Origin of the sequence: Curtobacterium sp. BRB10 (genome assembly GCF_031844325.1) — a bacterium.
In the GTDB taxonomy this organism is placed as follows: Bacteria; Actinomycetota; Actinomycetes; order Actinomycetales; family Microbacteriaceae; genus Curtobacterium; species Curtobacterium poinsettiae_A.
On record NZ_JAUZVA010000001.1, the window covers coordinates 583,065 to 596,856 of the forward strand.

At 71.7% G+C, this 13,792-nt stretch carries 11 protein-coding genes; all 11 read left to right on the forward strand.

Going from position 1 to position 13,792, the window contains the following annotated elements; translation table 11 throughout:
• Positions 1-89: 89 nt before the first annotated feature.
• The 11 genes from Q9R26_RS02925 (at position 90) to Q9R26_RS02975 (ending at position 13,789) form a co-directional block, all read left to right on the forward strand.
• Positions 90-2,816, forward strand: coding sequence for a DNA polymerase III subunit gamma and tau (locus Q9R26_RS02925; protein ID WP_311226491.1), 2,727 nt, complete (start codon positions 90-92; stop codon positions 2,814-2,816).
• The gene (recR, locus tag Q9R26_RS02930; RefSeq protein ID WP_017888680.1) at positions 2,816-3,415 is read left to right on the forward strand and encodes a recombination mediator RecR; all 600 of its coding nucleotides are present in this window, start codon (positions 2,816-2,818) and stop codon (positions 3,413-3,415) included. Before Q9R26_RS02925 ends, recR begins: the two co-directional genes overlap by 1 nt.
• Before the next feature lie 116 nt (positions 3,416-3,531).
• Positions 3,532-4,797, forward strand: coding sequence for an aspartate kinase (locus Q9R26_RS02935; RefSeq protein ID WP_017888681.1), 1,266 nt, complete (start codon positions 3,532-3,534; stop codon positions 4,795-4,797).
• Between the two features lie 43 nt (positions 4,798-4,840).
• A complete protein-coding gene (locus Q9R26_RS02940; RefSeq protein ID WP_182067004.1) occupies positions 4,841-5,893 on the forward strand; it encodes an aspartate-semialdehyde dehydrogenase in 1,053 nt (350 codons plus the stop codon).
• Positions 5,894-5,989: 96 nt separating this feature from the next.
• Positions 5,990-7,477, forward strand: a complete 1,488-nt coding sequence (locus tag Q9R26_RS02945) for a malate:quinone oxidoreductase (RefSeq protein WP_311226492.1) — start codon at positions 5,990-5,992, stop codon at positions 7,475-7,477.
• 47 nt (positions 7,478-7,524) lie between these two features.
• Positions 7,525-8,679, forward strand: a complete 1,155-nt coding sequence (locus Q9R26_RS02950) for an Rv2578c family radical SAM protein (protein ID WP_311226493.1) — start codon at positions 7,525-7,527, stop codon at positions 8,677-8,679.
• Between the two features lie 170 nt (positions 8,680-8,849).
• On the forward strand, positions 8,850-10,070 hold the full coding sequence (locus Q9R26_RS02955; RefSeq protein ID WP_311226494.1) for an ATP-binding protein: 1,221 nt from the start codon (positions 8,850-8,852) through the stop codon (positions 10,068-10,070).
• Positions 10,067-11,302, forward strand: coding sequence for a hypothetical protein (locus Q9R26_RS02960; RefSeq protein ID WP_311226495.1), 1,236 nt, complete (start codon positions 10,067-10,069; stop codon positions 11,300-11,302). Before Q9R26_RS02955 ends, Q9R26_RS02960 begins: the two co-directional genes overlap by 4 nt.
• Positions 11,289-11,990 (forward strand): response regulator transcription factor, encoded by a 702-nt coding sequence (locus tag Q9R26_RS02965; RefSeq protein WP_247737937.1) that lies wholly within the window; start codon positions 11,289-11,291, stop codon positions 11,988-11,990. Before Q9R26_RS02960 ends, Q9R26_RS02965 begins: the two co-directional genes overlap by 14 nt.
• Positions 11,990-12,616 (forward strand): thymidine kinase, encoded by a 627-nt coding sequence (locus tag Q9R26_RS02970; RefSeq protein ID WP_182066646.1) that lies wholly within the window; start codon positions 11,990-11,992, stop codon positions 12,614-12,616. Before Q9R26_RS02965 ends, Q9R26_RS02970 begins: the two co-directional genes overlap by 1 nt.
• Positions 12,617-12,745: 129 nt before the next feature.
• Positions 12,746-13,789, forward strand: a complete 1,044-nt coding sequence (locus tag Q9R26_RS02975; protein WP_311226496.1) for an LLM class flavin-dependent oxidoreductase — start codon at positions 12,746-12,748, stop codon at positions 13,787-13,789.
• The last annotated feature ends 3 nt before the right edge of the window (positions 13,790-13,792 follow it).

Sequence of the window (13,792 nt, forward strand, 5' to 3'; positions counted from 1 at the left end):
GGGGAGGGGGAGCCGGGGCTGCGCACGCGCGCTGACCGGAGCTGTGGACGGGCACGCGGCTTGTCGGTCGTGACGGCTACCCTTGTCGCGTGGTCACCGCCCTGTATCGCCGTTACCGGCCCGAGAACTTCGCCGAGCTGATCGGGCAGTCGCAGGTCACCGACCCGCTCCGCACGGCGCTCCGCACGAACCGCGTCAACCATGCCTACCTGTTCAGCGGGCCCCGTGGCTGCGGTAAGACGACCTCGGCCCGCATCCTCGCGCGCTGCCTGAACTGCGCCGAGGGCCCGACCGACACCCCGTGCGGCGTCTGCCCGAGCTGCGTGGAACTCGCCCGCGACGGCAGCGGTTCACTCGACGTCATCGAGATCGACGCCGCGAGCCACAACGGTGTCGACGACGCGCGTGACCTGCGCGACCGGGCCGTGTTCGCGCCGGCTCGCGACCGCTACAAGATCTTCATCCTCGACGAAGCGCACATGGTGACGCCGCAGGGCTTCAACGCGCTGCTCAAGCTGGTCGAGGAACCGCCCGAGCACGTCAAGTTCATCTTCGCGACGACCGAGCCCGAGAAGGTCATCGGCACCATCCGGTCGCGCACCCACCACTACCCGTTCCGGCTCGTCCCACCCGCGGCGATGCTCGAGTACGTCGAGCAGCTCTGCACGCAGGAGTCCGTGTCGGTGGCCCCCGGCGTCCTGCCCCTGGTGGTGCGCGCCGGCGGTGGGTCCGTCCGCGACACCCTGTCGCTGCTCGACCAGCTCATGGCCGGCAGTGAAGACGGTGCGATCGCCTACGAGCGTGCCGTGGCCCTGCTCGGCTACACCGACGCCGCCCTGCTCGACGACGTCGTCGACGCCCTGGCCGTCGCCGACCCGGCGTCCGCGTTCGCTGCGATCGACCGGGTCGTGCAGACCGGACAGGACCCCCGGCGCTTCGTCGAGGACCTGCTCGAGCGCCTGCGCGACCTGATCGTCGTCGCGGCGACGAACGAGAGCGCCGCCGCCGTCCTGCGCGGGGTCTCACCGGAAGAACTCGACACCATGAGCCGCCAGGCCGGGGTCTTCGGTGCGACCGGGCTCTCCCGCTCAGCCGACATCGCGAACCGGGCCCTCACCGAGATGACCGGCGCGACCTCGCCCCGGTTGCACCTCGAACTCATGACGGCCCGGATGCTCGTGCCCGAGGCCGACGACACCCAGCGCGGAGCCCTCGCCCGCGTGGAGCGGCTGGAACGTCGTGTCGGGGTGGGCGACGCCGGTGGGCATGACGCCGGCGTCGGCGAGCAGTCCGCTCCCGCTCCCGCCGTCGCCGCTGCACCGCGTCGTGAGCAGCCGGCAGCCGCGGCACCCGCAGCGCCTGCTCCCTCCCTCGCCCCGACGCCCGCTCCTGCAGCGGCTCGTACGACGGCCCAGCGTCCCGTCGAGCAGCCCGCCGCGCCACAGGCCGACTCCGGCGCCGTGGCTCGCGACGCCGGAGCGTCGTGGGCAGCGGTCGCTCCGAGTACTCCCGGGGCGCCTGCGCCGACCTCGACCGAGCCCGCGAAGTCAGAGCCCGCGAAGTCAGCGCCGTCCAAGCCGGAGCCCGCGAAGCCCGCGGCCGAGCCGGTCAGCCCGTCGTCCACCGGCCAGGGCACGACGATCGGTGACGAGCCCGCCGTCCGGACCGTCGGTGCGGTCGGCTTCCAGCAGATGCGCGACTCCTGGCCGCAGATCGTCGAGCACGTGCAGCACGCCAAGCGTTCGGCGTGGTCGGTGGTCGTCACGGCGCAGGTCACCGCGCTGCGCGACGACGTGCTGACGCTGACGTTCCCGAGCCAGCAGGACGTCGCCTCGTTCAAGGAGATGTCCGACCCGTCGGCCAGCGTCAGCGAACTGCTGCGCGCTGCCATCGTGGACGTCCTCGGGCTCCGGGTGAAGTTCGTCGCCCGCGGTCCCGGACAGCAGCAGCGTCCCCAGCAGCAGCAGGCTCCGGCACAGCAGGCCGCACCGGCCCAGCGTCCGGCCCCCGCCACGCAGGTGGCCGCTGCCGCTCCCACGCCGACGGCCGCCCCTGCCACGGAGTCGCAGGCCGCGTCGGCAACGCCCGAGTCGACGACAGCTCCCGCGCCGACGGCGGCGCCGGCACCGAAGTCCGCGTCGGCGCCGAAGGCAGCGCCGTCCGCGTCCGCGCCGCAGCGCAGCCAGGCACCGACTGAGTCGACCCCCGCTCCCTCCGGTGCGCCGGTGACGGACTGGGCGGTCGCGACCATCCCCGCCAGCGACCCCACCGCCGACGCCGTCCCGGAGTCCGTCGAGCCCAGCTGGGCAGCACCCTTCGGCACCGTGCCGGCGTCCGCGCCGGTCGCCCCGGCCGAGACGAGCGCGCCCCAGCCGACCGAGCCGGCACCGTCGGCCGCACCCGCGCGACCAGCCGGTGCCACGGCCGGGCAGGCCGACCAGCCGACCACCCCGGGTCCGCAGGCGGCTCCCGGAGCGGCAGCCGCGCCTCCCGGCGGACCCGTCGTCCCGGGTGTGCCGGTCGACGACTACCCGCTCGACGACGAACCGTACGACGACGGCGCCCCGTTCCCCGACCCGGGGATCGGACGAGGCCCAGCGCCCGCAGCATCCGCAGCGCCCGCAGCCGCGGCGTCGGCGGGCCAGACGCAGCAGGCCGCCCCGCAGCGCGCGGCACAGCCGGCCGCCGCTCCCGCGCGCACCGCGCCGCCCGCGCGACGCGCCCCGGTCGCCGGCCGGTACGGGGAGGCCGTCGTGCGTGAGATCCTCAACGCCCAGTTCATCGAGGAGACCGCTCTCCACCAGGACGGTGCCTGATGTACGACGGGATCGTCCAGGACCTCATCGACGAGTTCGGTCGCCTGCCCGGCATCGGCCCGAAGTCGGCGCAGCGCATCGCCTTCCACATCCTGCAGACCGAGTCGTTCGACCCGAGCCGGCTGTCCGAGCTGCTCGCCGACGTCAAGGAGCGCGTCCGCTTCTGCGAGATCTGCGGCAACGTCACCGAGAACGTCCAGTGCAGCATCTGCCGCGACCCGCGCCGCTCGCCGGCCACGATCTGCGTGGTGGAAGAGGCGAAGGACGTCGCGGCGATCGAGCGCACCCGCGAGTTCCGCGGGCTGTACCACGTGCTCGGCGGGGCGATCAGCCCGATCGACGGCATCGGACCGGACGACCTGCGCATCCAGCAGCTCATGACGCGTCTGGCCGACGGCACCGTGGCCGAGGTCATCATCGCGACCGACCCGAACCTCGAGGGCGAGGCGACGGCGACCTACTTGAGCCGGCTGCTCGTCCCGATGGGAATCCGCACCACCCGGCTCGCGTCGGGGCTGCCGGTCGGCGGCGACCTGGAGTACGCCGACGAGGTCACGCTCGGTCGTGCCTTCGAGGGGCGCCGCGTCGTCGGCGGCTGACCGCCACGCAGGATCCTTGCGTGCGGGCCCGCTCGCACGCAACATCCCCGAAACACCGACTACCATTGTGAGACCGCGTGACCTCGCGGTGTCGCCGTCTCCGGGAGTACCAGCCAGTGGCCTTGATCGTGCAGAAGTTCGGTGGTTCATCCGTCGCGGACGCCGAGAGCATCAAGCGCGTGGCGAAGCGGATCGTCGAGACGAAGAAGGCCGGCAACGACGTGGTCGTGGCCGTGTCGGCGATGGGCGACACCACCGACGAACTCGTCGACCTCGCGCACTCCGTCACGCCGATCCCTGCCGGCCGTGAGCTCGACATGCTCCTGACCGCGGGGGAGCGCATCTCGATGGCGCTGCTCGCGATGGCGATCAAGAGCCTCGGGGTCGAAGCGTCGTCCTACACCGGCAGCCAGGCCGGCATGCTCACCGACGCGCAGCACGGCAAGGCGCGCATCGTCGACGTCACCCCGAAGCGCGTGCGTGAGGCGCTCGACTCCGGTCACGTCGCGATCGTCGCCGGGTTCCAGGGCTTCAACCGCACCACGGGCGAGATCACCACGCTCGGTCGAGGCGGCTCGGACACCACGGCCGTCGCCCTCGCCGCTGCACTCGACGCCGACGTCTGCGAGATCTACACCGACGTCGACGGCATCTTCACCGCCGACCCCCGTGTCGTGCCGAAGGCACGCAAGGTCGACCGCGTCACCAGCGAGGAGATGCTCGAGCTCGCAGCCTCGGGTGCCAAGGTCCTGTACATCCGCGCCGTCGAGTACGCCCGGCGGCACGGCGTCACCCTGCACGTCCGGTCCTCGTTCAACAACAACGAGGGCACCATCGTCTACAACCCTGCCGAGGGGGAAACCGTGGAAGAACCGATCATCACCGGGATCGCCGGAGACCTCTCCGAGGGCAAGATCACCGTCGTGGGGGTCCCGGACCAGCCGGGCAAGGCCGCCGAGATCTTCACGAACGTCGCGCGCGCCGGGGCGAACATCGACATGATCGTCCAGAACGTGTCGGCAGCCTCGACCGGGCGGACGGACATCTCGTTCACCCTGCCGAAGGACCAGGGTCAGACCGTGCTGACGGCGCTCGAGGTCGCGAAGGCCGACATCGGTTACGAGAGCATCCAGTACGACGACCAGATCGGCAAGCTCGCCCTGGTCGGTGCCGGCATGCGCACGAACGCCGGTGTCTCGGCGCAGCTGTTCCGCGCCCTGCACGACGCATCGATCAACATCGAGATGATCTCCACGTCCGAGATCCGCATCTCGGTCGTGACCCGCGCCGACACCCTGAACGAGGCGATGCGCGTCGTGCACAGTGCGTTCGGCCTCGACGCCGACGCCGAGGCCGTCGTCTACGCCGGTACCGGCCGCTGACGCCCGCCGCCCCGTCGATCCGCTGAACCACCAGGAGCACCGCATGAGCACCCTCACCGTCGCCGTCGTCGGCGCCACCGGCCAGGTCGGCGCCGTGATGCGTCGCCTGCTCGAAGAGCGCGCGTTCCCGGCCGACCGGGTCCGCTTCTTCGCGAGCGCCCGTTCCGCCGGTACGACGCTGCCGTTCCGGGGCGAGCAGATCGTGGTCGAGGACTCCGAGCTCGCCGACCCGTCCGGCATCGACATCGCGCTGTTCTCCGCCGGGGCCACCGCCTCGCGGGCCCTCGCGCCGAAGTTCGCCGCCGCCGGGGCACTCGTCGTCGACAACTCGAGCGCCTGGCGCATGGACCCCGACGTCCCGCTCGTCGTGAGCGAGGTGAACCCGCACGCCATCGACCAGGCGCCGAAGGGGATCATCGCGAACCCGAACTGCACGACCATGGCGATCATGCCGGTGCTCAAGGTGCTCGACACCGAGTCCGGGCTCCGCCGACTCGTCGCCACGACCTACCAGGCGGTCTCGGGTTCCGGGCTCGCCGGGGTCGAGGAACTCCTGGGCCAGGCGACGGCCGCGCTCGAGCAGGACACCGCCGCGCTGACGCACGACGGATCCGCCGTGACGTTCCCCGAGCCGGTCAAGTACGTCCGCCCGATCGCCTTCGACGTCGTGCCGCTCGCCGGCAGCATCGTCGAGGACGGCCTGGGCGAGACCGACGAGGAGAAGAAGCTCCGGAACGAGAGCCGGAAGATCCTCGAACTCCCCGACCTGCTCGTCGCCGGCACCTGCGTGCGCGTCCCCGTGTTCACCGGGCACTCCATCTCGGTGCACGCCGAGTTCGAGCGTCCGCTGTCGCCCGAGCGCGCCACCGAGATCCTGTCGAGCGCGCCCGGGGTCGAGCTCTCCGAGGTCCCGACCCCGCTGCAGGCCGCCGGCCAGGACCCGGCGTTCGTCGGCCGCATCCGCGCCGACCAGTCCGCGCCAGAGGGCCGCGGCCTCGTCCTGTTCGTCAGCAACGACAACCTGCGGAAGGGCGCCGCGCTCAACGCGGTGCAGATCGCGGAGACGATCGTCGCGCGCCGTTCCGTCGACGCGTAGCGCGCCGAGCGCGACCAGCAGACGGACAGGAGGCCCGTGGCGACACCGCCACGGGCCTCCTGTCCGTCTGTCGGACGCCGCCGGTAGGATCGACGGGTGGCAGAGCAGCAGGTGGACCCCATCGACGTCGTCCTGATCGGCGGAGGCATCATGAGTGCCACGCTCGGGGCCATCATCCACCGGCTCGAGCCCAACTGGAAGATCCGCGTGTACGAGCGGCTCGGCACGGTGGCGCAGGAGTCCTCGAACCCGTGGAACAACGCGGGTACCGGGCACTCGGCACTGTGCGAGCTGAACTACACGCCGGAACTGCCGGACGGCCGCGTCGACATCGCGAAGGCCGTCACGGTCAACGAGCAGTTCCAGGTCTCGCGGCAGTTCTGGGCACACCTGGTCGAGACCGGCGTGCTGCCGGAGCCCACGAACTTCATCAACCCCACGCCGCACATCTCCTTCGTGTGGGGCGAGGCCAACGTCGCCTACATGCGCGCCCGGTACGAGGCGATGCGTGACCACCCGCTCTTCGCGGGCATCGAGTTCTCGGACGACCCGGCGCAGATCCGGCGGTGGGCGCCGGCGCTCATCCCGGGTCGCAAGAAGGACCAGCCGATCGCGGCGACCTACTCGGCGGCCGGCTCGGACGTCGACTTCGGGTCGCTCACCCGCCAGCTCTTCGACCAGCTCGAGATCGACGGTGTCGAGTTCGAGCCCTCGCACCAGGTCACCAACCTGACCCGGTCGAAGGTGTCCGAGGGCTGGGTGCTGAACGTCCGCAACGAGATCGGCCGGTCGACGCAGCGCATCGCCGCGAAGTTCGTCTTCGTCGGCGCCGGTGGTGGGGCCCTGCACCTGCTGCAGAAGTCCGGCATCCCGGAGATCCGCGGCTACGGCGGCTTCCCGGTGTCGGGCGAGTTCCTGCGCACCGACGATCCCGAGGTCGTGCAGAAGCACTCCGCCAAGGTCTACGGCAAGGCCAGCGTCGGTGCCCCGCCGATGTCGGTGCCGCACCTCGACACCCGCATCGTCGACGGTGGTTCGTCGCTGATGTTCGGCCCGTACGCCGGCTTCAGTCCGAAGTTCCTGAAGCAGGGCTCGGTCCTCGACCTGTTCCGCTCGATCCGGCCGCACAACCTCCGCCCGATGCTGAGCGTCGCGTTCTCGAACTTCGACCTGGTCCGCTACCTGGTCGGCCAGCTCCTCGCATCGAAGCGCACCAAGTTCGAGGCGCTCCGCGACTTCATGCCGAGCGCCGAACCCGAGCACTGGCACCGGATCACCGCGGGGCAGCGCGTCCAGGTGATCAAGCCCGACAAGGACAAGGGTGGTGTGCTGCAGTTCGGCACCGAGGTCATCACCGCCGCCGACGGCTCGATCGCCGGCCTGCTCGGGGCGTCCCCGGGTGCCTCGACGGCCGTGCCGATCATGCTGACGATGCTGCGCCGGTGCTTCCCGGACCGGTGGGACGGCTGGCAGGACGACGTCCGTGCGATGGTGCCGACCTACGGGCAGGACCTCGGCGACGACCCGGAGCTGGCGGACGCCACGCTCGAGCGCACCGCGAAGGTGCTCGGGCTCCACCACTAGGCGACGCCCGGCTTGCGGTCCGTTCGAACGTGTGTTCGAATGACGGCATGCGGTGGAGTGGACAGGCGATCGATGCCGAGCAGAGCGACGCGCTGCCCGGGATGGAATCGAACAGCGGGTTCGTCCGGAGCGTGACGACGCCCGAGTTCGCCGGGGTGACCTTCCACGAGGTCCTGGCGAAGAGCGCCCTGAATCGGGTGCCGAGCGCGGACGGCTCGGGGACGTACGGTTGGACGATCAACCCGTACCGCGGGTGCAGCCACGCCTGCGTGTACTGCTTCGCCCGCCCGACCCACACGTACCTGGAGTTCGACGGCGGCGCCGACTTCGACCAGCAGATCGTGGTGAAGACGAACGTCGCCGACGTGCTGCGTCGTGAGCTCGGCAAGCCCTCGTGGGACCGTCACCCGGTGGCGCTCGGCACGAACACCGACCCGTACCAGCGGGCCGAGGGGCGGTACCGGCTGATGCCCGGCGTGATCGAGGCACTGGCGGAGTCGCGCACCCCGTTCAGCATCCTGACGAAGGGCACCCTGCTGCGCCGCGACCTGCCGCTGCTGGCCGAGGCGGCGAAGGTGGTGCCGGTCGACCTCGCGATGTCGATCGCCGTGTACGACGACCCGCTGCAACAGTCGGTCGAGTCCGGCACGCCGACGACGTCGGCCAGGCTCGCGACCGTGCGGGCCATCCGCGACGCGGGGCTCGACTGCGCCGTGTTCCTGATGCCCGTGCTGCCGTACATCACCGACACCCGGGCGCACCTCGACGACGCCATCGGTCGGGCGACCGCGGCAGGTGCGACGAGCATCATGTACTCGGCGCTGCACCTGAGGCCCGGCGTCAAGCCGTGGTGGTTCGAGTGGCTCGGCCGTGAGCGACCCGACCTGGTGCAGCGGTACCGCGCGATGTACCTCGACAACACCTACGCGCCGAAGGACTACCGGCGGTGGCTGTCGGAGCGCATCCGCCCGATCCTGGCGGCGCACGGGGTTGGGCTGGGTCGTGTGGACCCGGCGACGGGGTCGATGGGGTTCTCCGAACCGCGAACGCCGCAGCCGGGTGTACCGCAGGGGCTGGGCCCGGGCGAGCCACAGGCGCTGCCGCAGGAGCAGTCGGTGCCGACGGTGTCACCGCTGAAGCGTGCCGACCCCGGCTTCGACCAGCGGCTGCTCCGGCCGGCGGCGGCACAGACGCTGTTCTGAGGGGCGTCTGCCCGGGTCGTGTCCGGTCCGCGTTCGGGGGACAGCAAGCCCCCGGTCCGGGCCGCTATCATCGTGCGGGTCGCCGCACGGCCCCGGATTCGGGGTACACGGCCGCTGCTCCGGTGGTTGGATCGTGGACGGCGCCCTCGCCACCCGGAAGGATCCACCTCGTGCTCGGCATCCCCACGCACCTCGCACCGCGAGTGAACGCGTGGTCGACCGTGCGCGCGTTCCACGCCGGCGCCATCGGGTCCCTGTTGGCCGCGGCCATCACCCTCGTGCTCTACGGCCTGTCCGAGCCCGGGGTGCAGGTCGTCGGCACCGCGTTGGCGGTCGTCCCGATGCTCGCCATGATCGGCGTGCACGTGCAGTTCGGCAGCCGGGTCTCGGCGATCGCGTTCCTGGTCGTCGGCGGTGTCTGCGCCTGGTGGTTCGCCGTCGGGGTGCAGCAGCAGGTACCGACCGGGTGGGTGACCTCGTACCTGATGTCCCTCGTCGTGATCCCGCTCATCCTGGTCGGGGGAGCCGGGGCCGTGCCGAGCCGCGTCGTGCTGTGGTCCTTCGTGGGCTTCCTGACCGGGCGACTCGCGACCTGGATCGCCATCGTGCAGGCCGAAGAGACGCCCCGTCCGCTCATCCTGGCGTGGGTCACGCTTGGCTTCGTGGTCGCGCTCGTGCTCTTCACCACCCGCAGCACGGGGCGGAGCGAACGGGTGCAGCCCGAGCTCCTGCGATCTGCGCGTGAAGAACACGTGTCCGCCTACCGGGCCGGGGTCGAGGCCGAGGCGTCCGCGATCCTGCACGACACCGTGCTCAACCACCTGGGCGCGATCACCCTCGCGCCGGACGGCCCGATGGACCCACACCTCGCCGAGACGGTCGACGCCGACGTCGCGGCGCTCACCGGCAAGGGGTGGCTCGCGCCTGCCGCCCGTCCGCGACCCGGAGCCGCGGCCGACGCGTTCGGCGCCATGGTCGACGAGCACCGGACTTCCGGGCTGGACGTCACGGTCTCCGGGGACCCCTCCGCACTCGAGCGGCTGGACCAGCGCGCGCTGTCGGCGGTCGTCCGGGCCGTGGGGCAGTGCCTGGCCAACGTGCGGAAGCACGCGGGGACCGACGCCGCCGAGGTGAGCGTCTTCGACGACAGCGCGTCCTGCACCGTCATGGTCGTCGACGACGGCCGCGGGTTCGACGAGGACGCCACCGGCGCCGACCGGATGGGCCTCCGCGGTTCGGTGCGTGAGCGCATCGGCCGGGTCGGCGGTGACGTCCAGATCTGGTCGTCGCCCGGCTCCGGCACGAGCGTCATGATGACCGTGCCCTACGGACCGGTCACCGGCGCGGTCACCGTGCCGGCGCTCGGCGACGGCAGGGAGGCCGAGCGATGACGGCGGCCGGGCAGCGCCACGGGTCCGGATGGGGCTCCCGCCGGACCGCACAGCAGTACGACCCGCTCGGCGCGATGGGGTCGCGGCCCCTGGCCGTCGTCCTCGGGGCCGGCAGCGTCGTCTGGGCCCTGCTCGTGTCGGTCTTCGACCGCGACGTCGAGGGCAGCCCGACGCTCAGCGCCCTCACCGTGCTGCTCGTCGCGGCCTCGGCGGTGGTGGTGCTCGCTGCCTCGAGTCCGTTCCGTGCGCCGTTCCCGCGTTGGGCGTTCGTCGCGCACGTCGGATTGCTCGGCCTGGCGTCGGTCACGAGCGTCGCCGCGCAGTGGGGGCCGGACCGGAGTGCCCTGAACGACTTCATGTCCCTGATCACCGCGACCGGCATCGTCATGGTCGCGCCCTACCGTCCGTGGACCGACCTGACGATCGGCGGGGTCGTCCTGGCCGCGGTGAACGCCGTGACCTGGGGCGCTGGTGCAGCGGAGTTCCCACACGAGGTGCCGGTCGCCGTCGCGGCGTTCCTGGCCGCGGCCCCCACGCTCGTGCTGACCGCCGCGTCCGCGGTGTTCGCCTGGACCTTCGCTGGGCTCGCCGAACGGGTGCAGATCCGTGCCGGGTCGTACTCCGTCGCGCGTGCCGAGCGGGACGGCATCGCGCAGAGCGTGCAGCAGGACCGCGCGACGATCCTGTCCCGCGACGTCGCCCCGTTCTTCGCCGAGCTCCGCACGCGCGACGTCATCACCGATGCCGACCGTGCCCGAGCCCGCGCGATCGCCGACGGCATCCGGGCGTCCATGGTCGCCGACGCCGACCGCACCTGGTTCGAGCACGCAGTCCGGATCGACGGCGGCGAGGCGCCGGTGGTCGACGACCCCGAAGGCCTCATCGCGACGCTCGACACCGACCAGCGGGCGGTCGTCCGCACCTTCGTCCGTGCGGCCCTCCGCGCCTCGACCGTCGACCCGGCCGGCTTCCGCGCGAGGGTGCGCCGAGCGGACACCGTGGCGGCCGCGGCGTCCCGGGCGGCCCGGGCAGCCCCGGCCGCCCGGCCCGCGCAGTCGCCCGCACCCGCTCGGGTGTCCGTCGACATGGAGCTCGCTGTGGCGGACTCCGACATCGGCATCCACCGCACCTTCGACCCCTACTTCGCCGTCCTCCGCGTGACGTTCCCCGACCTCGACGTCGCGGTCCGCCCCTCCGCCCTCGCACTAAGGTTCTCCTATGACCAGCACTGACCCGAACAGGCTCTCGGAGGGGTCGCCGTCCCTCCCGAACCCGGGAGCACGACGTGTGCGGCTGGCCATCCTCGACGACCACGAGGTGCTGCTGGACAGCCTGTCGAGCTGGATCGCGGTGAACGCGTTCGACTTCGACCTGGCCCTGACCGCGCACACCTGGCTCGAGATGGTCCACAGCGACAGCTTCCCGACCGACCTGGTGTTCCTGGACTTCCAGCTCAAGGAACCGGTCTCCATCGAGGCCCGCGTCCGTACCTGCCGCGCCGCCGGGGCGAAGGTGATCGTGCTCTCGAGCGTCGACAGCCGTGAGTCCCGCGACCGCGCCCTCGCCGCAGGTGCCGCCGCGTTCCTGTCGAAGTCGCTCCCGATGCGCGAGGTCATGGACGTCGCACGCGAGATCATGGGCGTCGCCCGCGAGACCCCGCAGCCCCGCGAGTGGCGACCGTTGCCGACGGGCGCGCAGGCCCACCAGCGACCCAAGCTCAGCGCCGGTGAAGAAGAGGCCCTCCGCCTGTACGTCTCCGGCTACTCCACCAACGAGGTCGCCGCGCAGATGAACGTGCAGTACGAGACCGCCAAGACCTACCTGCGTCGCGTGCGCGAGAAGTACAGCAAGGTGGGCCGCCCCGCCTCGAAGAAGTCCGACCTCATCCGTCGGGCTGCCGAGGACGGGTTCCTCGCGTAGTGGCGAAGCTCTACTTCCGCTACGGCGCGATGAACAGCGGCAAGAGCACGGGGCTCCTGCAGGCCGCCTACAACTACGAGGAGCGCGGGCACCGGGTACTGCTCGCCAAGCCCGCGGTCGACACCAAGGGCGATCGTGAGATCGTCTCCCGCCTGGGCGTGACCCGGACCGTCGACATCGTCTTCTCGCCGGACGCCGACGTGCGGCAGGCCGTCACCGCCGCCGGTGCCCTGGACCCCGAGTCCGACCGCCTGGACGGCATGGTGCGGCCCGTCAGCTGCGTGCTCGTCGACGAGGCGCAGTTCCTCACCCCGCGTCAGGTCGACGACCTGCTGCGCATCGCGGTGCTCGACGAGATCCCGGTCATCACGTACGGCATCCGCACGGACTTCCGTACCGAGGCGTTCCCCGGCAGCGCCCGCCTGCTCGAGGTCGCGCACGCACTCGAGGAACTCAAGACCATCTGCCGCTGCGGCCGCAAGGCGGTCTTCAACGCCCGCACGGTCGACGGCCGGTTCGTCTTCGACGGTTCCCAGGTCGCGATCGACGGCGTCGACGTCGCCTACGAGTCGCTCTGCGCCAACTGCTACCTGACGGAGTCCGGCGGCCGCCTCGACGGCGCCTGACCGCTCGTGCCGGCGCGCGTCCGGTACGCACCCACCAGACGGACTGGAGGCCCGTGGCGGCGCCGCCACGGGCCTCCAGTCCGTCTGGTGCACAGGAATGCACGTGCGCCGGGGCGCGTTGGTGACCACATGACCGACGACACCCTGCACCTGTCCGTCCTCGACCTGGCCACCCGCGAGTACGGCCAGTCCAACACCGAGGCCCTGCAGGGGTCCATCGACATGGCCGTGCACGCCGAACAGCTCGGGTACGAGCGGTTCTGGGTCGCCGAGCACCACGGGATGCCGGGCATCACGTCCTCGGCCCCGGCGGTGCTGCTGAGCGCCGTGGGTGCGGCCACCTCGACCATCCGCATCGGATCGGGTGGCGTCATGCTGCCGAACCACGCCCCCCTCGTCGTCGCCGAGCAGTTCGGCACGCTCCGTGCGCTGTACGGTGACCGCGTCGACCTCGGCCTCGGGCGCGCTCCCGGCACCGACGGCGCGACGGCGATGGCGCTGCGCCGCACGGACCGACTCGACGTCGACGACTTCCCGGAGCGGCTGTCCGACCTGATCGGGTTCTTCACCGGCATGGACGAGTCGAACCCGCTGTCCGGCATCCGCGCAGTGCCGGGCTACGGCGACGTGCCCGAGTTCTGGCTGCTCGGCTCCTCCGGCTACAGCGCCCAGGTCGCCGGCGCGCTCGGCGTCTCGTTCGCCTTCGCCCACCACTTCGCCTCGGACAACACCGAGGCCGCGCTCGCCCTGTACCGCGACTCGTTCCGACCGTCGCGCTTCCGGCAGACGCCGAACGCGCTGATCGGCGTGCAGGTCGTCACCGACGAGGACCCCGCCGTCATCGACGAGCAGAGCGCCCCGGGCATGATCTCCTTCATCCGGATGCGCTCCGGCCGGAAGCCCGAACCGGTCTCGATGGACGAGGCGCGTGCGTACGAGTTCAACGACCTCGAGCGCCGGTTCATCGCCGCCCGCACCGAGCGGCAGGCCTACGGGAACGCCGAGCAGGTCGCGGAGAAGATCAACGCACTCGTGGCGTCGACCGGGGCGAACGGCGTGATCGTGTCGCCCGGTGCTGCACAGGCGCGGTACCGGCACCAGGCGCTCGACGTCGTGGCTGGGCTGCACACCGCCGGCAAGCTCGTGCCCGCGGGTGCGGCGGCGTCGGTCTAGCTC